We start from the raw sequence: 23,148 nt of genomic DNA, 5'->3' as shown, positions 1-23,148 counted from the left end.
GCCCCCGGACGGGGCGCCGCAACAAGGAGCTAAACAGCATGACTGTCACCCTGCGCATACTTTCCGCCAACGATCCCGCCGCCCTGGAACAGGTGCGGCAGTATTTCCGCAACTATGCGGCCTGGCTGGGCGTCGACCTGTCGTACCAGAATTTCGACCAGGAAATGGCCTCGCTGCCCGGCGCCTACGCCGAGCCGGAGGGACGGCTGTTTTTTGCCGAAATCGACGGTCGACCGGCCGGCTGCGTCGGCATTCGTGCCTTCTCCGAAGGCATCTGCGAAATGAAGCGCCTGTACGTCACACCGGAGGAGCGCGGCTTGGGTATCGGCCGGACGCTCGCCGTAGCCGCCATCAAGGCAGCGCGGGAGATTGGCTACAAGCGCCTGCTGATCGATACGCTGCCCAACATGCGGATGGCCGTGAAGCTGTACCGCGAACTGGGCTTTACCGAAGCCCCCGCTTACTATCCCAGCCCGGTCGAAGGCACGATTTTCCTCGCCCTCGATCTGGAAAACTGGTCGGAAGAAGAAATCCGCAACGAAAACCTCTCGCACCTGTTCGATTACAACCGGGCCTGGGCCAAGCAGATGCAGGAAATCGACCCGGAATACTTCAATCGCCTGGCCCAGTTGCAAAGCCCGGAATTCCTGTGGATCGGCTGCTCCGACTCGCGCGTGCCAGCCAACCAGATCGTCGGCCTGCTGCCAGGCGAGGTTTTCGTTCATCGCAACGTTGCCAACGTCGTCGTCCATACCGACCTCAATTGTCTGTCGGTAATCCAGTACGCGGTCGATGTGCTCAAGGTCAAACACATCATGGTCGTCGGCCATTACGGCTGCGGCGGTGTGCTGGCAGCGCTGAACCGCGCCCGTGTCGGCGTCGTCGACCTGTGGCTGCGCCATGTCCATGACGTGCATAACAAGCATCTTGCTGCGGTCGACCTGCTGCCAGAAGCAAAAAGGCACGACCGGTTGTGCGAACTCAACGTCCTTGAGCAGGTGGTCAATGTCTGCCACAACCCGGTCGTCCAGGATGCCTGGCAGCGCGGCCAGCAACTGACCGTACATGGCTGGATCTACGGCCTGCAGGATGGACACATGCACGATCTCGGCATCACCGTCGATACGCTGACTGATTTACCCACCCGCTACGACGCCGCGCTGAAGGCGTTGGAAGCTTGATTCATACAATAATTTTTTTCCTGGAGAACTCAGCATGAACAATGACCCGATTGTTATCGTTTCCGCGGCTCGTACCGCCATGGGCGCCTTTCAGGGTGGCTTTGCCGGCCTGACTGCCGCCAATCTCGGTGCCGAAGCGATCAAGGCCGCCGTCGCCCGCGCCGGCATCGACGCCAATTTGATTGAAGAAGTCCTGATGGGCTGCGTATTGCAAGCCGGTCAAGGTCAGGCCCCGGCCCGTCAAGCCGCCTTGCAGGCCGGCCTGCCGCTGTCGGCCGGTTGCGCCACCATCCACAAGGTCTGTGGTTCGGCGATGAAGGCGACCATGCTCGGCCACGACGGCATTCTCGCCGGGTCCTACGGCGCCGCCGTGGTCGGCGGCATGGAGTCGATGACCAACGCCCCCTACCTGCTGCCGAAAGCGCGCGGCGGTTATCGCCTCGGTCACGGCCAGATGTTCGACCACATGTTCATGGACGGTCTGGAAGACGCCTACAGCAAGGAAACCCGTGGCCGCCTGATGGGCACATTTGCCGAAGAGTGTGCGACCACTTACGGCTTCACCCGTGAAGCGCAGGACGCCTACGCCGTGCAATCGACAACCCGTGCCATCGAAGCCAGCAACAACGGCAGCTTCAATTGGGAAATCACCCCGGTCACCGTCGCCGGGCGCAAGGGCGATGTCGTCATCGACAAGGATGAAGGCCCGTTTGCGGTCAACGTCGACAAAATCCCGACTTTGAAGCCGGCATTCAAGAAGGACGGCACGGTCACCGCCGCCAATTCCTCGTCGATTTCCGATGGCGCTGCCGCCATGGTGCTGATGCGCGAATCGCAAGCTGCCAAGCTGGGCCTCGCCCCGATTGCCCGCATCGTCGCCCACACCACGCATGCCGGCGTGCCGGCGCTGTTCCCGTCGGCCCCGGTCGGCGCAATGCAGAAATTGTTCGCCAAAACCGGGTGGACCGCAGAATCGGTCGATCTGTTCGAAGTCAACGAAGCCTTCGCTGTCGTCGCCATGGCAGCACTGCATGACCTCAAGCTCGACCCGGCCAAGGTCAACGTGCATGGCGGCGCCTGCGCGCTCGGCCACCCGATTGGTGCGTCCGGCGCGCGTATCGTCGTCACGCTGCTCGGCGCACTGAAGAAGTACGGCAAGAAGCGCGGCGTCGCGTCCCTGTGCATCGGCGGTGGCGAAGCCACGGCCCTCGCAGTGGAAATGCTCTAAGTGCCGCAGACCCGTTCGCTGACCTACACCAAACTCGTGGCCGCGATGGCCATGTGGGGCGGCACGTGGATTGCCGGGCGGGTCATTGCGCAAGAGCTTTCCGCACCGCTGGCCGTCGCCTCGCTGCGCTTCGCACTGGCCGGGCTGGTCATTGCCGGCGTGATGCTGGCCACCGGCGGCAACATTCCCTTGCCGCAAGGCAAGCGCGAATGGGGACTGGTCTGGGCGCTGGGCTTTTTCGGCATCTTTCTTTACGGCCTGTGTTTCTTTTTCGGCCTGCAACACATCACGGCCGGGCGCGGCGCGCTGGTCGTCGCGCTCAACCCGGTGGTCATCGTGATCTTCGCCTGGCTGCTCGGCAAGGAAAGAATGAATCCGCGCAAGGCGCTGGGCAGCCTGATCGCCCTCGCCGGCTGCCTGACGGTGATCGGCAACGGCGACCCGCTGGCCCTGCTGCACGGCACGGTCGGCATCGGCGAATTGCTGATCGTCGGCTGCGTCGTCACCTGGACCGCCTATACCTTCATCGGCTGGCGGGCGACCGGTTTGTTCTCGGCGCAGGCGACGACGCTCTACGCCAGCTTCACCGGCGCCATCCTGCTCGGGCTGGCGGCACTGGTGCAAGGCCATATCGATCTGAGCGCCTGGTCCTGGCGGGTGTGGAGCGGCATGTTCTTCCTCGCCATCTTCGGCACCGCCATCGCCTACACCTGGTTTACCGAAGCCGTGCACAAACTCGGGGCCGGCCACGCCTCGGTGTTCATCAATCTGGTACCGGTCTTCGCCGTGCTGCAAGCCGCCGTCCTGCTCGACGAGCGCCTCGGCCTGCCGGTGCTATTCGGCGGACTGCTGGTGATTGCCGGCGTCTGGCTAACCACATTACAAAAAAATTCTCTGGAGAAAACAGCATGATTCTGACGCAAGAACAGGAAATGATCCGTGACACCATGCGCGCCTTCGCGCAGGAGCGTCTCGCCCCCTTCGCCGCCGAATGGGACAAGAACCACACCTTCCCGGCCGACGCGCTGAAGGAACTGGGCGAACTCGGCGCACTGGGCATGGTCGTGCCCGAAGAGTGGGACGGCGCCGGCATGGATTACATGTCGCTGGTGCTGACGCTGGAAGAAATCGCCGCCGGCGACGGCGCCACCTCGACCATCGTCTCGGTGCAAAACTCGCTGGCCTGCGGCATCACGCAGAAATACGGCACCGACGCGCAGAAAGAAGAATGGCTGAAGCCGCTGGCCCGGGGCGAAAAGCTCGGCTGTTTCTGCCTGACCGAGCCGCACACCGGTTCCGACGCGGCCGCGATCACCACCCGCGCCGACCGTGATGGCGATCATTTCGTACTCAACGGCGTCAAGCAGTTCATCACCACCGGCAAATACGCCCAGATGGCCATCGTCTTCGCTGTCACCGACAAGGCGGCCGGCAAGAAGGGCATTTCCTGCTTCCTGATCCCGACCGCGACGCCGGGTTTCATCGTCGGCCGCACCGAAGACAAGATGGGCCAGCACGCTTCCGATACCGTGCAGATCATCCTGGAAAACTGCCGCGTGCCGGCTTCCGCGCTGCTCGGCAAGGAAGGCGAAGGCTACAAGATCGCGCTGTCCAATTTGGAGGCAGGCCGGATCGGCATCGCCGCCCAGAGCATCGGCATGGCCCGCGCTGCGTTTGAAGCCGCCGTGCGTTACGCCAAGGAACGCGTCACTTTCGGTGTGCCGATCATCGAACACCAGGCGGTCAATTTCAAACTGGCCGACATGAACACGCTGCTCGACGCAGCCCGCCTGATGGTCTGGCGCGCCGCCCAGTTGAAAGACGCCGGCAAGCCCTGCCTGAAGGAAGCCTCGATGGCCAAGATGTTCGCCTCCGAAGCCGCCGAGAAGATCGCTTCCGACGCCATCCAGATTCACGGCGGCGTCGGCTACACCAGCGACTTCCCGGTCGAACGCATCTACCGCGACGTGCGTATCTGCCAGATTTACGAAGGCGCCAACGACATCCAGCGGCTGGTCATCGGGCGCAGCATCGCCAACGAGTAAATTTCAGCAAAATCTGCGGTCGACCGGGAAAAAAGACAAAAAACCGGCGGCCGCAGCCAACCGAACTACCAGGAGACAAAGATGACCGCATCCGCAAAAACCCCGCTCGATTTTTACTTCGACTTCTCCAGCCCCTACGGCTACCTGCTGGCCGAGAAAATCGACGCCGTCGCAGCGCAACACGGGCGCAGCGTGAACTGGCACCCGATCCTGCTCGGCGTGATTTTCCAGGCCACCGGCTCGCGCCCGCCGGCCGACGGCGAAAGCGCCAAGGCCAAGTATGTCTACAAAGATTTCCACCGTTCGGCCCGCCACATGGGCGTGCCCTACAACCCGCCGTCACGCTTCCCGCTGCCGACGCAGAACGCCGCCCGTGCCTTCTACTGGCTGCAGACGCAGGATGCGGCACTGGCCAAGCAATTTGCCCAGGCTACCTATCGCGCCTTCTTTGTCGACGACCGGGACATTTCCGCCCCTGACACGGTGCTGGAAATTGCCGGAAAACAGGGTGTCGACCGCGAGAAGCTGGCGACCGCGCTGCAAACGCCGGAAATCAAGGCCTGCCTGAAGGACGCCTGCGAGCTGGCACTGGCCATCGGTGTCTTCGGGTCGCCGCACGTGATCATCGACGGCGAACATTTCTTCGGTGCCGACCGTCTGCCGCAGATCGAACACTGGCTGCAAAGCGGCGGCTTTTAAGCACCGGCTTCCGCGACAACCATGAAAAGCCTCTGCGTCTTTTGCGGCTCCAATGCCGGCCACAATCCGATCTACCGTGCCGAAGCGGAAAAGCTCGGCCGCCTGCTGGCAGCCCGCCAGATCGAACTGGTCTACGGCGCCGGCAATATCGGGCTAATGGGCGCCGTCGCCGACGCCTGCCTGGACGCCGGTGGCAAAGTCACCGGGATCATTCCTGAAGCGCTGGTCGGCAAGGAAGTGGCCGGTCGCCCGGTCGATCACCGGGCGCTGACCCGGCTCGAAGTGGTCGATTCGATGCACACCCGCAAGGCGCGCATGGCCGAGTTGTCCGATGGTTTCATCGCGCTGCCCGGCGGCTTCGGCACCTTCGAGGAGTTTTGCGAAATCCTGACCTGGGGACAGCTCGGGTTCCACGTGAAACCAATGGGCCTGCTCAACATCAACGGCTTCTACGACCCGCTGCTGGCCTTGTTCGATCACGCCGTCAGCGAAGGCTTCCTGCGCGCACCCAACCGGGCGATGGCGCTGGTCAGCAGCGACATCGACGACTTGCTGGAGCAAATGGCCAACTACCGGCCAGAGCCGGTCAGCAAATGGTTGAAAGAGGAAAAAGACTTGTAAGTTAGACAGTTGCACATCGGCAAAGCCGACCATCATTCAGGACACACAAGAGAAAAAAGCGAGGAGACATGACTACCCTGAAAACCCAACTCAATCCGCGAGCGGCTGATTTCCAGGCCAACGCGGCAGCCATGCAGACGGTCGTTGCCGATCTGCATGACAAGGTCGAGAAGATCGCCCTCGGCGGTCCGGAAGCGGCACGCCAGAAGCACCTGGCGCGCGGCAAATTGCTGCCGCGCGAACGGGTCAACGGCCTGCTCGACCCCGGCACACCCTTCCTCGAGATCGGCCAGTTCGCGGCCTACGGCATGTACGGCGGCGATGTACCGGCCGCCTCGGTGATCGCCGGCATCGGCCGCGTCGAAGGCGTCGAATGCATGATCGTCGCCAACGACGCGACGGTGAAAGGCGGCACTTATTACCCGTTGACCGTGAAAAAGCACCTGCGGGCGCAGGAAATCGCGCTGGAAAACCGCCTGCCCTGCGTCTATCTGGTCGATTCCGGCGGCGCCTTCCTGCCCATGCAGGACGAGGTCTTCCCGGACAAGGAACACTTCGGCCGCATTTTCTTCAATCAGGCCAACCTGTCGGCGCAAGGCATTCCGCAGATCGCCGCCGTGCTCGGCTCGTGTACCGCCGGTGGCGCCTACGTGCCGGCGATGTGCGACGAGTCGATCATCGTCAAGAATCAGGGCACCATCTTTTTGGGCGGCCCGCCGCTGGTCAAGGCGGCAACTGGTGAAGTCGTTTCGGCCGAAGACCTCGGCGGAGCCGACGTGCATACGCGCATCTCCGGCGTGGTCGACCATCTGGCGGAGAACGACGCGCACGCACTGGCCATCGCCCGGCGCATCATCAAGGACCTGAACTGGAAAAAGGCCCCGCCGGTCACGTTGACCGCACCCGTGCCGCCGCGTTATCCGGCGCAGGAACTGTACGGCGTCATTCCGACCGACAGCAAGAAGCCGTTCGACGTGCGCGAAATCATCGCCCGCATCGTCGACGACTCCGATTTCGACGAATTCAAGGCCCGTTACGGCACCACGCTGGTCTGCGGTTTTGCGCGGATTTTCGGCTACCCGGTCGGTATCGTCGCCAATAACGGCATCTTGTTCTCCGAATCCGCACTGAAAGGCGCACATTTCATCGAACTGTGCGCCCAGCGCGGCATTCCGCTGGTCTTCCTGCAGAACATCACCGGCTTCATGGTCGGTCGCAAGTACGAAAACGGCGGCATCGCCCGTGACGGCGCCAAGATGGTCACCGCCGTGGCTACCGCCAAGGTGCCGAAATTCACCGTGGTGATCGGTGGTTCGTTCGGCGCCGGCAATTACGGCATGTGCGGCCGCGCCTATTCGCCGCGCTTCCTGTGGATGTGGCCGAACGCCCGCATCTCGGTGATGGGTGGCGAACAGGCGGCCGGCGTGCTGGCCACCGTCAAGCGCGACGGCCTGGAAGCCAACGGCAAGACCTGGAGCGCCGAGGAAGAAGCGGCCTTCAAGGACCCGATCCGCGAGCAATACGAAACGCAGGGCCACCCCTACTACGCCAGCGCCCGCCTGTGGGACGACGGCATCATCGACCCGGCCGATACCCGCCGCGTCCTTGGTCTCGGTCTGTCCGCCTCGATGAATGCCCCGGCCGAAGAAACGAAATTCGGCATCTTCCGGATGTAAGGAAAAAACATGTTTACGACTTTGGAAATTGAACTCGCCGGCCCGGTGGCCACCATCTGGATGAACCGCCCGGACATGCACAATGCCTTCGACGAAATCCTGATCGCCGAACTGACTGCCGCCTGCATTGCACTTGACGACGACAACGATGTACGCGTCGTCGTCCTCGCCGGTCGCGGCAAGAGCTTCTCGGCCGGGGCCGATTTGAACTGGATGAAACGCGCCGCCAATAACGGCGTCGACGACAACCTGAACGACGCCCGCGCGCTGGCCAGAATGCTGCGTGTGCTGGCCGAAATGAAGAAGCCGACGATTGCCCGCGTGCAAGGTGCCGCACTGGGTGGCGGCACCGGCCTGACGGCCGCCTGCGATATTGCCGTGGCCTCGACAAAGGCGATTTTCGCCACTTCGGAAGTCAAGTTCGGCATCATCCCGTCGGCCATCAGCCCCTACGTCGTGCGCGCCATCGGCGCCCGCCAGGCTTACCGCTACTTCCAGTCGGCCGAGCGCATCGACGCCGCCCGCGCCCGTGAAATCGGCCTGGTCCACGAAGCGGTCGAACCGGAACAACTCGACGCCAAGGTACAGGAAATCGCCACCGCGCTGATCCAGGGCGGCCCGCTGGCTCAGGCTGCGGCCAAGGACCTGATCCGAGCCGTGGACAACAAGCCGATCAACGACAACGTGGTCGAAGACACGGCCCACCGCATTGCCCACCTGCGCGCCACACCGGAAGCCCGCGACGGCATCGCCGCCTTCCTCGACAAACGCCAGCCCGCCTGGCTCGCGGAGTAAATGGCCATGTTCAGTAAAATCCTGATTGCCAACCGGGGCGAGATTGCTTGTCGCGTCATCAAGACGGCGCGGCGCATGGGCATCCGCACCGTTGCCGTGTATTCCGAAGCCGATGCCAACGCCCGTCACGTGCGTCTGGCCGACGAAGCCGTGCTGCTCGGCCCGGCCGCCGCCCGCGAATCCTATCTGGTCGCCGACAAGATCATCGACGCCTGCAAGCGCACCGGTGCCCAAGCCGTCCATCCCGGCTACGGCTTCCTGTCGGAAAACGCCGACTTCGCCGATGCACTGGCCGCCAACGGCATTGCCTTCATCGGCCCGCCGGCTTCCGCGATTCGCGCCATGGGCTCGAAATCCGAAGCCAAGAAATTGATGGGCAAAGCCGCCGTCCCGCTGACCCCGGGTTATCACGGCGACGACCAGACGCCGGCATTGCTGCACAAGGAAGCCGATGCCATCGGCTACCCGGTGCTGATCAAGGCGGCCGCCGGCGGTGGTGGCAAGGGCATGCGATTGGTCGACAAAAGCGACGACTTTCCCGATGCACTGGCCTCGTGCAAACGCGAAGCGATTTCCAGCTTCGGCGACGATCATGTGCTGATCGAAAAGTACATCACCAAGCCGCGGCACATCGAAATCCAGGTGTTTGCCGACAGCCAGGGCAACTGCGTCTATCTGTTCGAGCGCGACTGCTCGGTGCAACGACGCCACCAGAAGGTTCTGGAAGAAGCGCCGGCGCCGGGCATGACGCTTGAGCGCCGCCGCCAGATGGGCGAAGCGGCGGTCGCCGCAGCCAAGGCAGTCGGCTATGTCGGCGCCGGCACGGTCGAATTCATCGCCAATCAGGACGGTTCGTTCTATTTCATGGAAATGAACACCCGCCTGCAGGTCGAGCACCCGGTGACCGAAATGATCACCGGGCAGGATCTGGTCGAATGGCAACTGCGCGTCGCCGCCGGCCAGTCGCTGCCGCTGGCCCAGGAACAATTGCAGATTCGCGGCCATGCGCTGGAAGCCCGGATTTACGCCGAAGACGCCAACAAGGGTTTCCTGCCCGCCACCGGCAAGCTGATTCGGCTCGTCCCGCCGGCCGACAGCGTCAATGTGCGGGTCGATACCGGGATCGAGGAAGGCGACGAAATCACGCCTTACTACGACCCGATGATCGCCAAGCTGATCGTCTGGGATGAAACCCGCGACGCCGCGCTGGCCCGCATGCGCAAGGCGCTGGCCGATTACCGGGTGGCCGGCCTGACGACCAATATCGATTTCCTGTCGCGCCTCGTCGCCTGCCCGGCTTTCGCCAGTGCCGACCTCGACACCGGCCTGATCGAACGGCAAAAGGAATTCCTCTTCCCGGCCATCCAGGCCGTGCCGCGCGATGCGCTGCTCGTCGCCACAGTCGGCGAACTGTTGTGGGAACAGCATCAGGCCAGACAGGCGGCGCAGCACAGCGGCGACCCATACTCGCCTTGGCACGCCCGCGACGGCTGGCGGATGAATTCGTCGTCGGCGCGCAGCATCAGTTTCAAGGACGGCGACACGCTGGTCGATGCGCACGTCCGCTATCTCGGCGAGCATTGGGCGATCACGCTGGGCGGCGAAACCACGCTGGCCCGCGGCAAGAAACTGGAAGGCGATCGCTTTGCCGTCGAACTCGACGACCGCCGCCTGATTGCCAGCGTCGTCGTTTCGCAGGATTCCACGGTCGACAACCGGCGCAGCATCTTTTTGCAGGGAAGCACGTACTCACTTCTGCGCGACGACCCGTTACACCGTGTCGACGCTGGCGACAGCCACGGCGGCGGCCTGACCGCACCAATGCCCGGCAAGGTCGTCGCCCTGCTCGCCCACCCCGGCCAGAAAGTGGAAAAAGGCACGCCGCTGCTCATTCTCGAAGCGATGAAAATGGAACACACCATCACCGCCCCCGCCGCCGGTACCGTCAAGGCATTCTGCTACGCGGCCGGCGAACAGGTCAGCGATGGCGCGGCGCTGGTTGAGTTCGAGACCGTCGCAGGATAACTTGCCCACCCTGAAGGTTGGTGCTACTTTGGTAACACCAACCTCGGAGAACCCTCATGGCGACCACCTCACTCAAACTTTCGGATGAACTGAAACAACGCGCCATTGCCGCAGCCGAGCAGCAAGGCATGTCACCGCACGCCTTCATGGTCAGCGCCATCGAACAGGCAGCATCAGCCGCCGAGTTGAGACGGGGCTTTGTCAATGACGCTTTGGCAGCGCGGGAAGAAATGCTCAGGTCTGGAGAAGGCTACGATGCCAGTGATGTACGCGCCTACTTCCAGGCGAGACTCGCTGGCGATGACCCACAGCTTCCCCAGCCCAAAAAATGGCGACCCTGAGCTACTCACCCTCGGCTATCGCCGACATCAGCCATCTGACTGATTTTCTGGCGGAATCAGATCCAATCGCAGCAAGGGAGACCTTTGCGTTGATCGATGAAGCCATCTCGATTCTGGCTCGTCATCCATTGATCGGGCGCCCGATCGACGACCACTTGCGGGAACTGGTCATTTCCCGCGGCAAAACGGGTTACGTTGCCCTATACAGTTTTGAAGCCCCGGAAGATGCCGTACTGATCCTCGCCATTCGCCACCAGCGTGAAGCTGGTTTTTGGCGTTGCTGAATCAACGGGGTCTGCCCCATTTACCCTTCCCTTGATAACGCTTGGCCTGGAGACGATCATGACCACCACTTCTCGGAAAATTTCCGATGAAACCAAGCGAACAAGACCAAATGGGTACATATGGATGGCTGCACAACAGTTTTTTAATGCTGCCGAACACTTATGGAATGCCGATGATATTGGCCTTGACCACTATGTCGGTCCGCTAATCGTAAATTACGCTTTTAGTTGTGAGTTGAGCCTTAAAGCATCTGAGGGACTCGTGAAATCCTCCAAAGTTACCCCCGAAGGACTTTTAATGGCGGTAAACACTGAGTCGGCTGTTCGTGGACATGACTTGTATACGATCTTCACTAAGTTAAAGCCAGAAACTCAGAATGCAATCGAAATAGGCTTTCTGGAATCGACAGAAATCCAGCTAGTTCCCTTGCTAAAAGAGTGCTCGAAATATTTCGAGCAGGGACGTTATTCGTTCGAACAAATTGGAGGCTCATACTCGTTATCTGGAGTGCGCACTCTCGCAAAAGGGCTGCTGGATTCAGTTATGGGCTTACGGTAAAGACCATCCTTAACGAACAACTATCCGGCCCCCTCGAGCGCAGACAGAAGTCATCAAGAACAACGGAACAAACACCATGAACCTACCCACCAAAGTAAAAATCGTCGAAGTCGGCCCGCGTGACGGGTTGCAGAACGAAAAAACCCTCGTCCCGAGCGAAACCAAGATCGAGTTGATCAACCGTCTGGCCGATGCCGGCCTGCGGGTCATTGAAGCGACGTCTTTCGTGTCGCCGAAATGGGTGCCGCAGATGGGCGACAACGCGCAGGTGCTGCAGGGCATCACGCGGCATCCTGCTACGGTCTACCCGGTTTTGGCGCCCAATTTGCAGGGTTTTGACGCAGCGGTGCAGGCCGGGGCAACGGAAGTCGCCATTTTTGCTGCGGCTTCCGAAAGTTTTTCCCGGAAAAACATCAATTGTTCCATCGTGGACAGCCTGAAACGCTTCGAACCGGTGGTTTGTGCGGCTTCGGCACTGGATATCAAGGTGCGCGGCTATGTGTCCTGTGTCGTCGGCTGTCCTTATGAAGGGGCCATCGATCCGGACAAAGTGGCCGAGGTGGCGCACACGCTGTTCGAGATGGGCTGCTATGAAGTCTCGCTCGGCGACACCGTCGGCGTCGGCAATCCAGCCTCGATCCAGCGCATGATCGAAGCTTGCGCCAAGCGCATTCCCGTTACCAAGCTGGCCGGGCATTATCACGACACCTATGGCATGGCGATTGCCAATATCTACGCTTCATTGCAGATGGGCATGGCAACGTTCGATGCGTCGGTTGCCGGACTGGGCGGCTGTCCCTACGCCAAGGGAGCATCCGGCAACGTGGCGACGGAGGATGTGGTTTATCTGTTACACGGATTGGGCATTGAAACCGGCATCGATCTGGCTAAACTGGCGCGTATCGGCGACTGGATTTCCAGTGCCATCAATCGCCCGAACGGTGCCAAAGCCGGTCGGGCAATCTGTGCCGGGACGACCGAGTGAGCCTTTTTTCTACCATTGCCGATCTGCTCAAACCCACCGCCCCCCCCGACCCCGAGGTGGCTGCCGCGCTGGATCGGGTGATCGGCATGGTGGACCCGCTGGTGCGCGCTGCGCCGCGCCTGGAAAAGCATTTGCTGGGCGCCGTCGAACATGCGCTGGGTTACTGCGACGAACTGGTCAGCGCCCTGCCCGGCCCGATCGAAATCAACCGGCGCAGTTTTGGCAACGACATGCTGGTGCATGCGCTGTTTGCCACGCCCAACGACATCGATGACATGCTGGGTCGCAGCCAGGCTGTCCGCGATTTTCTCGACCGTCCGGAATGCTGGGCCAGCGACTGCTTCTGCGCCATGTTGGCGGCGCGTAGGCAACAGAAGCGGCAGTTCGGCATGGCCCAACAGGGCGACATCATCCGCGCCGATGTGCCGCAGGAGGTGCTGTATTTTTCCGATCAGACCTTGATCGAACCGTGCTGCGACCTCGACACAACGCGCCATCGATTGCGCGCCAAGGCGCTGGAAAGCTTGCTGCGCACTTTCAACAGCCATGTCGAGACACTGCGCCATGAACGCGAACACTTGCGCGCTGACCTGTCGATCGAACATGCGCAGATTCTCGCCATCCAGCAGCGGCACGACGGTGACGAGGAGAAGAAACACACGCGGCATCTGGTCGAACTGGATGTCCATTTGCGCCAGAACGGCGAAGCCTTGATGCCGGAAAACCTGGTCGAAGTGCTGGTCGAATTCCTGCGTCACCCGGAAACCGCCCTGAGCCTGACACCAGTCAGCATCTGCATTGACCGCATGGGCATCGTTCAGGATGCTGGCAAAAGCAGCGCCGACGCACAAACCATCGTTTTCCCGGAACTTTCCAGTCGTGACAGGCGTCAGCATCTGGCAACGCTGGTCCGCATCTCGCGCGACGAAGCGCTGAATGCCGTCAATAAATCCCGCGAACGCCAGAAACGCTACATCATCATCTAATGCCAGCTTCCCCTTGCATCAATATCTGCCAAATGGACCCGGACAAGGAGTTTTGTCTGGGCTGCTTCCGCACGCTGGACGAAATCGCCCACTGGGCACGCAGCGACGAGCAGACCCAGCACGACATACTGGCTGCCGTAGCTATCCGACGCGAGGCACAGGAAGCTCAGGATCAGCAGCCTCAGTGAGCCTTGCCATGAACGAAAACCACGAAGAACGCTATCAATGTGTCGGCATCTGCATGAGTGACCCGGACTCCGGCTACTGCCTGGGCTGCGGTCGACCGCCAATGGAATCGCCCGGCATCGTGGCCGAAGCCGTCATGCCATCGGCCGACAGCGCCCACGCCGGCGATGACCCGGACACTCCGGAATAATGCCAACACTGCCTGACAGCCTGCTGGTTCTCGAACGCGGTTGGCTTTCCGCCAACAACATCCTGTGTTTCGACGGCGATCAGGCAACGCTGATCGACAGCGGCTACGTGACGCACGCCGAACAAACCGTGGCGCTGGTCGGCCAGGCCTTGGCCGGTCGACGCCTGAGCCGGCTGATCAACACCCACTCGCATTCCGATCATATCGGCGGCAATGCGGCCCTGCAGGCGGCTTTCGGCTGCGAAATCACCGTCCCGGCCGGCTTGCATGCGGTAATTGCCGAGTGGGATGAGAATGCCCTGCTGCTGTCGCCGCTCGGCCAGCAAGGCGCGCGTTTTCAGCACGACAAGACGCTCAGCGCCGGCGGCGAGCTGGAAATGGGCGGGCTGAACTGGCAGGCCATTGCCGTTCCCGGTCACGACATGGAAGCGCTGGCCTACTACAACCCGGAAAAACGCATCCTGATCTCCGGCGATGCGCTGTGGGAAAACGGCTTTGGCTTGATCTTTCCCGAATTGCTGGGCGAAGCCGACGGGATAACCGAAACGCGAGCAACGCTGGAAATGCTGGCTCGCCTGCCGATCGATATCGTGATTCCCGGCCACGGCGCACCGTTTTCTGCGGTCGACGAGGCGCTGGCCCGTGCTTTCCGCCGACTCGACAGTTTTGCCGCCAATCTCGACAAGATGGCCTGGCATGCGATCAAGGTACTGGTCGCCTTTGCCATGATGGAACGGCAAAGCCTGCCAGCCAGCGGGTTTGCCGCCTTTGTCCAGGGTATCCCCTTCGCCATCGACGTCAATCGGCGTTATCTCGGCCTGGCCGACGAGGTGCTGGTCCAGCGCATCGAACAGGAACTGATCCTCGTCGGGGCACTGCACCTGCGCGACGGCCTGCTGAGCGCCAAATAAGCGCTCGCTGAAGTTTTAGCCTTTGCCTTGTTTGGCGTTCAGGCCTTCGGCAGGGCGCGACGAATCAGGTGCGTCCAGTAGCTGACGCCGTGCACCAGCAGTTCATCGTTGAAGTCGTAATGCGGGTTGTGCAAGGTGCAACCGCCGGTGCCCGGGCCGTTGCCCAGCCAGACATAACAGCCCGGTTTTTCGCGCAGCATGTAGGCAAAATCCTCGGCCCCCATCGACGGCAGAATGTCGGTCAGCACCTTGTCCGGCCCAAACACCTCGCCCGCCACCGATTGACAGAATTTGGCCTCGTTAACGCTGTTGACCGTAGGCGGATAGCGATGGTCGAAAGCCACGCTGATCTGCGCCCCATTGGCTGAGGCGATGCCGCTGCACAGGCGCTCAATGGCACGCTCGACGCTGTCCTGCACGGCCGGCGTGAAAGTACGGATGGTGCCGCGCATCAGCACTTCCTCGGGAATGATGTTCCAGGCTTCGCCGGCGTGAAACTGGGTCACGCTGACCACGGCCGCATCGCACGGATGCAGCGTCCGGCTGACCACGGTCTGCAAGGCCTGCACCAGTTGCGCCCCGGTCACGATGGCGTCGATGCCCTGGTGCGGCATCGCGGCATGGCAGCCGTGGCCGCGTACCTTGATCTCGAAGCCGCAGGTGCCGGCCATCACCGGCCCGGGCATGACCATCATTTCACCGACCGGAATGCCCGGCCAGTTGTGCAGGCCGTACACGGATTCGACCGGGAATTGCTCGAACAAGCCATCCTCAATCATCACCGCCGCCCCGCCTTCCGACTCCTCGGCCGGCTGGAAAATGAAAACTGCCGTACCGTCGAACTCCGGGTTGTCCGCCAGATAGCGGGCGGCACCCAGCAACATGGCGGTATGGCCGTCGTGACCGCAGGCATGCATTTTTCCCGGATGCTTCGAGTGGTGCGGAAATTCGTTCAATTCACCGAGAGGCAAGGCGTCCATGTCGGCGCGCAGGCCGATCATCCGCGGTGAAGTCCCGGCCTTCAGCACACCGACCACACCAGTCCGCGCCAATCCACGATGCACTTCCAGGCCATAACGTTGCAACTCGCGGGCGACGATGTCTGAAGTCCTGTATTCGTCGAAGGCCAGTTCCGGGTGCGCGTGAATATCGCGGCGTATTGCGGTCAACTCGGCCAGAAAGGGTAAATCGAGCAGGGGAAGGGTTGCAGCCATGATGTCTCCTTTTCTGCCTATTATGCCGTGGCTTGCGGCAAGGCAGACCCTTCATTATGCTCTGTCTCATGGAACTCATACTGATCAGCGGCTTCTCCGGTTCCGGCAAGTCTGTTGCCCTGAACCTCCTCGAAGATTCGGGTTACTACTGTGTCGACAATTTGCCCGTAGCCATGCTGACCGTTCTTGTCCGCATGCTCCGGGAAGAAAAAGTAAGCAAGCTCGCCATCGCCATCGATGCCCGATCCGGCGGCGGTATCGAATTACTGCCGGAAAAGCTGGAAATACTCTCGGAAGACAACGTCCGTCACACCTTCCTGTTTCTTTATTCGAACGAAGAAACGCTGCTCAAGCGCTATTCGGAAACCCGGCGCCGCCATCCGCTGGCCTCGGACCAACAGACACTGGCCGAAGCGATTCATACCGAGAGCGAATTGCTCGCCCCGATTTCCAACCTCGGCCACCGCATCGATACCAGCGGGCTGAAAGCCAATGCCTTGCGCGAATGGGTGCGCCAGTTCATCGAAGCCGACGCCAGCCAGGGACTGACCTTGATGTTCCAGTCTTTCGGCTTCAAACACGGCATTCCGCTTGATGCCGATCTTGTGTTCGATGTGCGCTGCCTGCCCAACCCGTATTACACGCCCGAATTGCGTCCACTGACCGGGCGCGACCAACCGGTCATCGATTTTCTCGAAGGCGAACCCGACGTCTTGCGCATGCGGGCAGATATCGCGCGTTTCGTCAGTGACTGGCTGCCGAATTACATTCGCGACAACCGCAATTACCTGACAGTCGCTATCGGCTGTACCGGCGGCCAACACCGTTCGGTCTACCTGGCCGAAGTGCTGGCTGGCGAATTTTCCCATCAGGCCACCGCGCCGGTTCGTACACCTTTGCGTACACTCGTCCGGCATCGCACGCTGGCCGGCGCTTGATGCGCTGGCTTGCCCTGTTCCGGCCGGGCGACTGGCTGATTCTGTTGGGCGGCGGCGCATTGGTCGGACTAAGCATCCCGATGTTCTGGCAAGGCGGGCTGGCCGACCGAGCGATCATCCGGCAGGAAGGCCAGGTGTTTGCCGATATCGACCTCAAGACAAGAAAGCAGATCGAGGTGCCGGGACCACTGGGCAACACGCTGATTGCTGTCGAACCCGGGCGCGCCCGCGTCGTTTCCGACCCCGGTCCGCGGCAATATTGCGTCAAGCAAGGCTGGCTGATGCGGCCGGGCGAAATCGCCATCTGCGCTCCCAATCGCGTCAGCGTGCAAATCACCGGCCGGACCAAGGTCTATGACTCAATCAGTTACTGAACTCACCGTGACACCGGAAGACCGTCGCGTTGCCTGGCTGGCGACGGCGGCGGTCGGCCTGTCGCTGGTCGATGCAGCGATTCCCTCGCCGCTGCCCGGGGTCAAACCGGGGCTGGCCAACATCATCACGCTGGTCGTGCTGTTGCGCTACGGCTGGGGCACGGCAGTCTGGGTCAGCGTCCTGCGCGTGCTCGCCGGCAGCCTGCTGCTCGGCTATTTCCTCGCCCCCGGCTTCTTCCTGTCGCTGAGCGGGACCACGCTCAGCCTGCTCACCCTCGGTGCCGCCCGTCATCTGCCGGTGCGCTGGTTCGGACCGGTCAGCCTGTCGATCCTCGCGGCCTTCGCCCATATCGGCGGCCAGCTGTTGCTCGCCCGGCTCTGGCTGATTCCGCACGACGGGGTCTTCCTGCTGACGCCGGTGTTTGCCGGCGCGGCACTGGTGTTCGGCACCATCAACGGTCTGATCGCAGCTAAACTGCTGGCTGATACGCCCGCTACGGATTCCCCACGATGAGCAAAACCATCTGCCTCGCCCTGACCGGCGCTTCCGGCATGCCCTACGGCCTGCGCCTGCTGGAAAGCCTGCTGGCCGCCGGCTGTCGCGTGCAACTGCTGTATTCGCAGGCGGCGCAGATCGTCGCCCGCCAGGAAATGGATTTCGAACTGCCGTCACGGCCGGCCGACGCCCGGGCGGCGCTGATTTCGCGTTTTCCTGCGGTCGACCGCGAAAATCTGCAGGTTTTCGGCCGCGAGGAATGGTTCGCGCCGGTCGCCTCGGGCTCCAACCCGCCCGACGCGATGATCGTCTGCCCCTGTTCGATGGGCACGCTGGCATCGATCGCCCAGGGCCTGTCCGACAATCTGATCGAACGCGCTGCCGACGTCGTCCTCAAGGAAGGCCGCAAGCTGGTGCTGGTTCCACGTGAAACGCCGTTTTCGGCCATCCACCTGGAAAACATGCTGCGCCTGGTGCGGGCCGGCGCCATCATCCTGCCGCCCAACCCGGGCTTTTACCACCACCCGCAAAGCGTTCAGGACATCGTCGATTTCGTCGTCGCCCGCGTCCTCGATCAAGTCGGTGTCGCACACACGCTGATGCAACGCTGGGGCGAGGCGCACTGACATGGGCTGGTTCGATTTCATTCGCTCACCAGATGGCGGCAGTGTAGAAACGCTACGTATCCCACTGTTTCCACTCAATACCGTGCTCTTTCCCGGAGGCGTCCAGCCGCTGAAAATTTTCGAGCAACGCTATCTGGACATGGCCGCCACCTGCCTGAAAAACGGTTCGCCCTTCGGTATCTGCTTGATCGACAGCGGCAACGAAATCGGCGAGGCCGCGCTGCCGCATCTGGTCGGCACGCTGGCAACAATCGGCAACTGGGACATGGAGCAACTCGGCATCCTGATGATCAACGCCATCGGCGGCCGGCGCTTTCGCATTCTCGACCATGAGGTCGGCGCCAGCAAACTACTCGAAGCCACCGTCGAGTTGCTGATCGAACCAGAAGCCCCGTTGCCACAAAATCGCGAACGCCTGTTGCCGCTGCTGCAACGCATCATCAGCGACCTCGGCCCGGAACGCATCCCCGAACCGCACCGCTACGACGATGCTGCCTGGGTCGGCTACCGCATCATCGAAGTGCTACCGGTACAGAACCTGGCCAAACAGAAACTGCTGGAACTCGACGACCCGCTGGCCCGGCTGGAAATCCTGGAAAAATTCCTGGATCAGCGCAAACTGCTCGGCTGAACTTGGTGGGAAATGTTCGCTAATCGGCTACAAAATTTCATTTTCGCAGCCCTTGTCGGCAGCACGATCTGCTCAGCAAATGCGACAGACAATGCCCCCATCCCCGACTATCAGCGCGACACGCTCACCGGCAACTGGCACGGTCTGCGCAGCAATCTTTACCAGCGCGGAATCGCCGTGGAGGCCGGCTTCAAGCTCGACAGCTTCAACAACCTGAACCGTGGATTCGGCAGCGCTTCCCGCAGCATGAGCAACCTCGATCTGAAGCTGCGTGCCGACCTCGAAAAGCTCTGGGGCTGGGAGGATGGCACGGCCTATTTCCACCTGCTCGACAACCGGGGCGCAGGCATCAACGCACGAGAAATCGGCAGTTTGATAGGCGTTTCGAACATTGAGGTGCCGGTCGGTACGAGCAGGCTCTTCCATGCCTGGATTCAGCAAAGCTTCATGGCGGAACAGTGGTCCTTGCTGGCCGGACTTTATCCGGTCGACTCCGAATTCTCCGTCCTCGACTCTGCCAGCGTATTCATCAATCCCGCTTACGGCGTATCAGCCGACCTCGCCCTGACCAGAGGCCCATCGATCTTCAACAACTCGGCCGCCGGCATGCGCGTCAAATGGCAGGCCAGCGACCGTACCCGCTACGGAATGCTCGCACTGCTTGACGGCATACCCGGCGATCCGGCCAAACCCAAGGGCACGCACATCAAATTCGGCAAGCACGATGGGAACTTCACGATTGCTGAATTTGGCTGGATGCCCATCGAACAAGGCCATGTTTTCGAACCCAGCGACCCGGGCGATATCCTGCAGCCGCCGGAATTGAAATTGCACGAAAAACATGAAGGCGTTGCCAAATATGCCATCGGTGCATGGCGTTACAGCAACAAGGTTGATGACCAACTTGCGGTCGACCGCTTGGGCAACCCGAAAAAGAGAAACTCGTGGGGCGCCTACCTGCTAGCCGAACACTCACTGTGGAACCTGCAAGGCAATCCGGCACGCCAGGTCAACGGCTTGCTTCGTTACGCCTTCACCGATGGCAACTCAACCCCCATCAAGGCACAACTGAACCTCGGCATTGCCGTACGCGGGCTTCTAGCAACGAGACCCGATGACACCTTCGGCCTGGCCTGGACTACTGCCGGGCTAGCGAAAAAATACCGCAGCAGCCGGCAAGGGAATGACGGTCTGAACATGGCGCACGCCGAAAACGCCGCAGAACTGACCTACCGCATTTCAATCAACCACTGGCTGGCCATCCAACCAGACCTGCAATGGATTCATCATTCAGGTGGCGATGCCGGCGCCCGCAAAGCGCGTGCCGCAGGTATCCGCTTCGAAATCCTGCTCTGAAACCTATCGCGCATCGGCAAAGAAACGACTTGCTCCAGCATCGTTGCTCGCCAAACGGTAGTTGATCTCCAGCCTGCCCTCGCGATAAAAGGCAAAAACGTCACCGGTCCTCACCCCGTCCGAATCACAGGCGATATGCACATAACCCGACCCGGTCGACGCCGGTAAAGCGCGCGCCGTCGTCCTCGCGCACAGGTGTTGAGAATACCGTTGCACGCTGGCATATGGCGAAGAGGCGTACTGCAGCGTAGTCGATCCGTACTCGACAGCCAAAGTCGGCGCCGCATTGAATGCCAGCAGAACAAAAAATAGATATCGGTACATGACAATGAAACTCATGGAATGAACTGGGTGCATTAGAAGCAAATTCCATGAAAACTTCATGACAAAGGACTGGGCAACAAAAAAGCCAACCTGCGGGGTTGGCTTGTGCTTTCGACTTTCTGTATTTTGGAGCGGGCGAAGGGAATCGAAAACGTCGAACAGACGTTACAACCGACTACTTAGCATCTCCGTATTCAATGCAAATTATTAATAATCAACGCACTGCAGAAGAACTCTGAAGCACAGTTGGGGGCATCCGAGCGATCGACATTTGACTCGGCACTACCAAACTAGATTTCACTGTGACCAGACACGCTTAAGTGCGTCACCCAGCCCCTAAAAATATTGCCAACGGCATTCGTGAGAGAGTAGTCTTCAGCACACGTTAATAACTGAACCGCCCACGTATTGCGTGGATGGGTGAATAAAATACTTCATTATGCGAAACTTATTTAATGGCTACTATCGTCCATCAGACCAGCAATTCGATGAGATTTGGAAAACCGGCACAATTGCGTTAGACGCAAATGTTCTTCTTAACCTCTATCGATATTCTATCGATACTCGAGATCGATTAATTTCGATTCTCAAAGAGTTTAAATCGCGGCTATGGCTGCCTCATCAGGCAGCGCTCGAATTTCACAAAAACAGACTTCCGGTTATATTTGAACAACTGGATGCGTATGAAAAACTTGAGTCATTGTTAAAAAACAACAAGTCTGATTTAGAAAAAAAATTTGCTGATTTCAAGCGGCATCCAATCATTCGGATCGACTCCCTTGCAAGTCGACTCGAAAAAGGATTTGATTCTGCTTTGAAAAACTTAGATGAACATCGGCTTAAACACCCTCAAACTGATGAAGACTCAATTCTAAATACAATAACGGAGCTATTCGATGGTCGAGTTGGCGCCCCTTACGATGATGAGCGGCTAGCCAAGATATACAAGGATGGTGATATACGATATTCAAAATTAAAACCACCTGGTTACAAAGACGCACAAACCAAAAAAGATGACGGAAAGTTCGGGGATTTAATTATTTGGTTGCAAATGATTGATTATGGAAAACAAACAAAATCGCCATTAATCTTGGTTACCGACGATGTCAAAGAAGATTGGTGGTTGAGAATAAATGGCAAGACTATTGGACCGAGACCTGAACTGATCAGTGAAATGCAAAAGGAAGCATCAGTAGATTTCTATATCTACAAAACAGATCAATTTATGGAATACTCCAATAAATTCATCAAGAAAAGCATTTCTACTGCAGCTCTCAATGAAGTTAGGGATGTTCGTCGAAGGGCTATCTTTGATGCTTTGTTAAATAAAGATGATTATCTTGTTTCCGGCACTGCTCGTGAACAGCTTGTTTCTGGATATAACAGACTACTTGAGAAAAAATTAGCTATTGAAGCTGAATTAAAGGGCGTCGATAATGTAATTCAGATGGGGGTTTTTGAGGAAGACTCAAAAGACATGGCGCTGGTAATTGAAAAGGCTACCGACTTGCGGAATCAGCTAGCTTTGATCTCTGCTGAGATATCAAGTGTTTCAAAGGCGATCTCGATTAAGTCGGATAAGAATAACTACTTGAGCGCTTGGGAGTTAGTCAGTGATGGTGACCACAAAGATATTGGCAGAACACGACTTGCGGCATTAAAGGCCCTTCTCTCAAAACCAAATTGTTAGAAGCAAGACCATGCCAGCTCTCAGAGCCCGCACAATTGTGCATACCATTCTTGAACCGAACGATAGCTTCTAACCAGAAATCTACCAGACAACAAAAAAGCCAACCGCTTTTGGTTGGCTTTTTCTTTTGCAGATCAACGGCCTACGAGAATTCTATATGGAGCGGGCGATGGGAATCGAACCCACGGCTCTAGCTTGGGAAGCTAGGGTATTACCATTATACGACGCCCGCTCGGACGGCAAGGACGCGATTCTAAGCCTAGATCGCGTCCTGTTCAATGGCTCAATCGTCTTCAGCTATCGGCAAGTTTGCGGTATTGCCCGGCGTGGAACAGCAAAGGTGCCAATGCAGGCGATTCCGTGAAACGTTCGACGCGTCCGACAAAGATCAGATGATCGCCGCCTTCGTGGGCGGTTTCGTTGGCGACTTCGAAGGTGGCACAGCAGTCCGGAAAAACAGGGGCACCACCGGCACCGGCTTGCCAGGGCAAGCCGGCGAAGCGGTCGGCAGGCCAGGTGGCGAAACGGTTGGACAGATCCTGCTGACCAGCCGACAGGATATTGATGGCGTGGTGGCTGGCCTTGCGGAAGGCTTCCAGATTGTGCGAACCGTTATCCAGGCACCACAGCACCAGCGCCGGCTGCAAGGAAACGGCGGAAAAGGAATTGACCGTCAGACCGATTGGATGTCCATCCGGGTCGATGGCCGTAACGATGGCGATACCGGTGGCAAAGCGGCCGAGCGCGTTGCGCAGGGAACGGGTATCGGGAACGGGCTGGGTCATCT

26 protein-coding genes, 1 tRNA gene and 1 pseudogene are annotated in these 23,148 nt (G+C 59.8%); 24 read left to right on the top strand and 4 right to left on the bottom strand.

The annotated features are described in order from the left end of the window. Positions 1-5: 5 nt before the first annotated feature. The 17 genes and pseudogenes from can to RCI20_RS02825 form a co-directional block, all read left to right on the top strand. Positions 6-1,181 (top strand): annotated as a pseudogene (gene can / locus RCI20_RS02905) (carbonate dehydratase); the annotation flags it as partial. A gap of 34 nt (positions 1,182-1,215) precedes the next feature. Further along, the gene (locus RCI20_RS02900) at positions 1,216-2,409 is read left to right on the top strand and encodes an acetyl-CoA C-acyltransferase (protein ID WP_306603037.1); all 1,194 of its coding nucleotides are present in this window, start codon (positions 1,216-1,218) and stop codon (positions 2,407-2,409) included. Continuing rightward, positions 2,410-3,321 (top strand): DMT family transporter, encoded by a 912-nt coding sequence (locus tag RCI20_RS02895; RefSeq protein ID WP_306603036.1) that lies wholly within the window; start codon positions 2,410-2,412, stop codon positions 3,319-3,321. Next, positions 3,318-4,454, top strand: a complete 1,137-nt coding sequence (locus RCI20_RS02890) for an acyl-CoA dehydrogenase (protein WP_306603035.1) — start codon at positions 3,318-3,320, stop codon at positions 4,452-4,454. The genes RCI20_RS02895 and RCI20_RS02890 overlap by 4 nt, the downstream gene beginning before the upstream one ends. A gap of 81 nt (positions 4,455-4,535) precedes the next feature. Next, entirely contained in the window at positions 4,536-5,153 is a 618-nt protein-coding gene (locus RCI20_RS02885; protein WP_306603034.1) for a 2-hydroxychromene-2-carboxylate isomerase, read from the top strand. Positions 5,154-5,174: 21 nt separating this feature from the next. Then, a complete protein-coding gene (locus RCI20_RS02880) occupies positions 5,175-5,774 on the top strand; it encodes a TIGR00730 family Rossman fold protein (RefSeq protein WP_306603033.1) in 600 nt (199 codons plus the stop codon). 68 nt (positions 5,775-5,842) lie between these two features. Next, entirely contained in the window at positions 5,843-7,450 is a 1,608-nt protein-coding gene (locus RCI20_RS02875; protein WP_306603032.1) for a carboxyl transferase domain-containing protein, read from the top strand. 9 nt (positions 7,451-7,459) lie between these two features. Beyond that, positions 7,460-8,245 carry an enoyl-CoA hydratase/isomerase family protein gene (locus RCI20_RS02870; RefSeq protein ID WP_306603030.1) on the top strand — a complete coding sequence of 262 codons (786 nt, stop codon included), beginning with the start codon at positions 7,460-7,462 and terminating at the stop codon, positions 8,243-8,245. Positions 8,246-8,251: 6 nt separating this feature from the next. Next, positions 8,252-10,270 carry an acetyl/propionyl/methylcrotonyl-CoA carboxylase subunit alpha gene (locus tag RCI20_RS02865; RefSeq protein WP_306603029.1) on the top strand — a complete coding sequence of 673 codons (2,019 nt, stop codon included), beginning with the start codon at positions 8,252-8,254 and terminating at the stop codon, positions 10,268-10,270. A gap of 56 nt (positions 10,271-10,326) precedes the next feature. Next, positions 10,327-10,611: a CopG family ribbon-helix-helix protein gene (locus RCI20_RS02860; RefSeq protein WP_306603028.1), complete on the top strand. Its 285-nt coding sequence runs from the start codon at positions 10,327-10,329 to the stop codon at positions 10,609-10,611. Further along, positions 10,599-10,895, top strand: a complete 297-nt coding sequence (locus RCI20_RS02855; RefSeq protein WP_306603027.1) for a type II toxin-antitoxin system RelE/ParE family toxin — start codon at positions 10,599-10,601, stop codon at positions 10,893-10,895. The genes RCI20_RS02860 and RCI20_RS02855 overlap by 13 nt, the downstream gene beginning before the upstream one ends. Positions 10,896-10,953: 58 nt before the next feature. Then, entirely contained in the window at positions 10,954-11,454 is a 501-nt protein-coding gene (locus RCI20_RS02850; RefSeq protein ID WP_306603026.1) for a hypothetical protein, read from the top strand. 76 nt (positions 11,455-11,530) lie between these two features. Further along, complete coding sequence (locus RCI20_RS02845; RefSeq protein ID WP_306603025.1) at positions 11,531-12,439, top strand: hydroxymethylglutaryl-CoA lyase; 909 nt, start codon at positions 11,531-11,533, stop codon at positions 12,437-12,439. Next, entirely contained in the window at positions 12,436-13,425 is a 990-nt protein-coding gene (locus RCI20_RS02840; RefSeq protein ID WP_306603024.1) for a hypothetical protein, read from the top strand. Before RCI20_RS02845 ends, RCI20_RS02840 begins: the two co-directional genes overlap by 4 nt. Beyond that, positions 13,425-13,613: a DUF1289 domain-containing protein gene (locus RCI20_RS02835; protein WP_306603023.1), complete on the top strand. Its 189-nt coding sequence runs from the start codon at positions 13,425-13,427 to the stop codon at positions 13,611-13,613. The genes RCI20_RS02840 and RCI20_RS02835 overlap by 1 nt, the downstream gene beginning before the upstream one ends. 8 nt (positions 13,614-13,621) lie before the next feature. Further along, positions 13,622-13,801 carry a DUF1289 domain-containing protein gene (locus RCI20_RS02830; protein ID WP_306603022.1) on the top strand — a complete coding sequence of 60 codons (180 nt, stop codon included), beginning with the start codon at positions 13,622-13,624 and terminating at the stop codon, positions 13,799-13,801. Next, positions 13,801-14,712: an MBL fold metallo-hydrolase gene (locus RCI20_RS02825; protein ID WP_306603021.1), complete on the top strand. Its 912-nt coding sequence runs from the start codon at positions 13,801-13,803 to the stop codon at positions 14,710-14,712. Before RCI20_RS02830 ends, RCI20_RS02825 begins: the two co-directional genes overlap by 1 nt. 38 nt (positions 14,713-14,750) lie before the next feature. Here the strand turns inward: RCI20_RS02825 and RCI20_RS02820 are convergent, their stop codons facing one another. After that, positions 14,751-15,926: a M20 aminoacylase family protein gene (locus RCI20_RS02820; RefSeq protein WP_306603020.1), complete on the bottom strand. Its 1,176-nt coding sequence runs from the start codon at positions 15,924-15,926 to the stop codon at positions 14,751-14,753. Between the two features lie 68 nt (positions 15,927-15,994). Between RCI20_RS02820 and rapZ the strand changes: the two genes are divergently transcribed. The 6 genes from rapZ to RCI20_RS02790 are packed head-to-tail and all read left to right on the top strand — an operon-like array spanning position 15,995 to position 20,347. Beyond that, entirely contained in the window at positions 15,995-16,864 is an 870-nt protein-coding gene (gene rapZ / locus RCI20_RS02815; RefSeq protein ID WP_306603019.1) for an RNase adapter RapZ, read from the top strand. Continuing rightward, entirely contained in the window at positions 16,864-17,238 is a 375-nt protein-coding gene (locus RCI20_RS02810; RefSeq protein ID WP_306603017.1) for a NusG domain II-containing protein, read from the top strand. The genes rapZ and RCI20_RS02810 overlap by 1 nt, the downstream gene beginning before the upstream one ends. Next, a complete protein-coding gene (locus tag RCI20_RS02805; RefSeq protein ID WP_306603015.1) occupies positions 17,219-17,752 on the top strand; it encodes a Gx transporter family protein in 534 nt (177 codons plus the stop codon). The genes RCI20_RS02810 and RCI20_RS02805 overlap by 20 nt, the downstream gene beginning before the upstream one ends. After that, complete coding sequence (locus RCI20_RS02800; RefSeq protein WP_306603013.1) at positions 17,749-18,360, top strand: flavin prenyltransferase UbiX; 612 nt, start codon at positions 17,749-17,751, stop codon at positions 18,358-18,360. The genes RCI20_RS02805 and RCI20_RS02800 overlap by 4 nt, the downstream gene beginning before the upstream one ends. Position 18,361: 1 nt before the next feature. Beyond that, entirely contained in the window at positions 18,362-18,991 is a 630-nt protein-coding gene (locus RCI20_RS02795) for an LON peptidase substrate-binding domain-containing protein (RefSeq protein WP_306603011.1), read from the top strand. A 12-nt stretch (positions 18,992-19,003) separates the two neighbouring features. After that, entirely contained in the window at positions 19,004-20,347 is a 1,344-nt protein-coding gene (locus RCI20_RS02790) for a carbohydrate porin (protein WP_306603009.1), read from the top strand. A gap of 3 nt (positions 20,348-20,350) precedes the next feature. On the opposite strand, the gene RCI20_RS02785 is transcribed toward RCI20_RS02790, so the two are convergent. After that, on the bottom strand, positions 20,351-20,686 hold the full coding sequence (locus RCI20_RS02785) for a hypothetical protein (RefSeq protein WP_306603008.1): 336 nt from the start codon (positions 20,684-20,686) through the stop codon (positions 20,351-20,353). A gap of 424 nt (positions 20,687-21,110) precedes the next feature. On the opposite strand from RCI20_RS02785, the gene RCI20_RS02780 reads away from it, so the two are divergent. Beyond that, the gene (locus RCI20_RS02780) at positions 21,111-22,361 is read left to right on the top strand and encodes a PIN-like domain-containing protein (RefSeq protein ID WP_306603007.1); all 1,251 of its coding nucleotides are present in this window, start codon (positions 21,111-21,113) and stop codon (positions 22,359-22,361) included. A 158-nt stretch (positions 22,362-22,519) separates the two neighbouring features. Here RCI20_RS02780 and RCI20_RS02775 read toward each other — a convergent pair. Continuing rightward, a tRNA-Gly gene (locus RCI20_RS02775) sits at positions 22,520-22,593 on the bottom strand. A gap of 61 nt (positions 22,594-22,654) precedes the next feature. Further along, the gene (locus RCI20_RS02770; protein WP_306603006.1) at positions 22,655-23,146 is read right to left on the bottom strand and encodes a flavin reductase family protein; all 492 of its coding nucleotides are present in this window, start codon (positions 23,144-23,146) and stop codon (positions 22,655-22,657) included. Positions 23,147-23,148: the final 2 nt, after the last annotated feature.

This window comes from Azonexus sp., from assembly GCF_030824335.1.
GTDB lineage: Bacteria > Pseudomonadota > Gammaproteobacteria > Burkholderiales > Rhodocyclaceae > Azonexus.
Note: the sequence above shows the minus strand (reverse complement) of the source record. Positions and strands in the feature narration are given on the sequence as shown.

Excerpts from the sequence above, each read along its gene's own strand:
- RCI20_RS02900 (WP_306603037.1), top strand. The coding sequence starts at position 1,216 with ATGAACAATGACCCGATTGTTATCGTTTCCGCGGCTCGTACCGCCATG.
- RCI20_RS02890 (WP_306603035.1), top strand. The coding sequence starts at position 3,318 with ATGATTCTGACGCAAGAACAGGAAATGATCCGTGACACCATGCGCGCC.
- RCI20_RS02885 (WP_306603034.1), top strand. The coding sequence starts at position 4,536 with ATGACCGCATCCGCAAAAACCCCGCTCGATTTTTACTTCGACTTCTCC.
- RCI20_RS02880 (WP_306603033.1), top strand. The coding sequence starts at position 5,175 with ATGAAAAGCCTCTGCGTCTTTTGCGGCTCCAATGCCGGCCACAATCCG.
- RCI20_RS02875 (WP_306603032.1), top strand. The coding sequence starts at position 5,843 with ATGACTACCCTGAAAACCCAACTCAATCCGCGAGCGGCTGATTTCCAG.
- RCI20_RS02870 (WP_306603030.1), top strand. The coding sequence starts at position 7,460 with ATGTTTACGACTTTGGAAATTGAACTCGCCGGCCCGGTGGCCACCATC.
- RCI20_RS02865 (WP_306603029.1), top strand. The coding sequence starts at position 8,252 with ATGTTCAGTAAAATCCTGATTGCCAACCGGGGCGAGATTGCTTGTCGC.
- RCI20_RS02860 (WP_306603028.1), top strand. The coding sequence starts at position 10,327 with ATGGCGACCACCTCACTCAAACTTTCGGATGAACTGAAACAACGCGCC.
- RCI20_RS02855 (WP_306603027.1), top strand. The coding sequence starts at position 10,599 with ATGGCGACCCTGAGCTACTCACCCTCGGCTATCGCCGACATCAGCCAT.
- RCI20_RS02850 (WP_306603026.1), top strand. The coding sequence starts at position 10,954 with ATGACCACCACTTCTCGGAAAATTTCCGATGAAACCAAGCGAACAAGA.
- RCI20_RS02845 (WP_306603025.1), top strand. The coding sequence starts at position 11,531 with ATGAACCTACCCACCAAAGTAAAAATCGTCGAAGTCGGCCCGCGTGAC.
- RCI20_RS02835 (WP_306603023.1), top strand. The coding sequence starts at position 13,425 with ATGCCAGCTTCCCCTTGCATCAATATCTGCCAAATGGACCCGGACAAG.
- RCI20_RS02830 (WP_306603022.1), top strand. The coding sequence starts at position 13,622 with ATGAACGAAAACCACGAAGAACGCTATCAATGTGTCGGCATCTGCATG.
- RCI20_RS02825 (WP_306603021.1), top strand. The coding sequence starts at position 13,801 with ATGCCAACACTGCCTGACAGCCTGCTGGTTCTCGAACGCGGTTGGCTT.
- RCI20_RS02820 (WP_306603020.1), bottom strand. The coding sequence starts at position 15,926 with ATGGCTGCAACCCTTCCCCTGCTCGATTTACCCTTTCTGGCCGAGTTG.
- rapZ (WP_306603019.1), top strand. The coding sequence starts at position 15,995 with ATGGAACTCATACTGATCAGCGGCTTCTCCGGTTCCGGCAAGTCTGTT.
- RCI20_RS02810 (WP_306603017.1), top strand. The coding sequence starts at position 16,864 with ATGCGCTGGCTTGCCCTGTTCCGGCCGGGCGACTGGCTGATTCTGTTG.
- RCI20_RS02805 (WP_306603015.1), top strand. The coding sequence starts at position 17,219 with ATGACTCAATCAGTTACTGAACTCACCGTGACACCGGAAGACCGTCGC.
- RCI20_RS02800 (WP_306603013.1), top strand. The coding sequence starts at position 17,749 with ATGAGCAAAACCATCTGCCTCGCCCTGACCGGCGCTTCCGGCATGCCC.
- RCI20_RS02795 (WP_306603011.1), top strand. The coding sequence starts at position 18,362 with ATGGGCTGGTTCGATTTCATTCGCTCACCAGATGGCGGCAGTGTAGAA.
- RCI20_RS02790 (WP_306603009.1), top strand. The coding sequence starts at position 19,004 with ATGTTCGCTAATCGGCTACAAAATTTCATTTTCGCAGCCCTTGTCGGC.
- RCI20_RS02785 (WP_306603008.1), bottom strand. The coding sequence starts at position 20,686 with ATGAGTTTCATTGTCATGTACCGATATCTATTTTTTGTTCTGCTGGCA.
- RCI20_RS02780 (WP_306603007.1), top strand. The coding sequence starts at position 21,111 with ATGCGAAACTTATTTAATGGCTACTATCGTCCATCAGACCAGCAATTC.
- RCI20_RS02770 (WP_306603006.1), bottom strand. The coding sequence starts at position 23,146 with ATGACCCAGCCCGTTCCCGATACCCGTTCCCTGCGCAACGCGCTCGGC.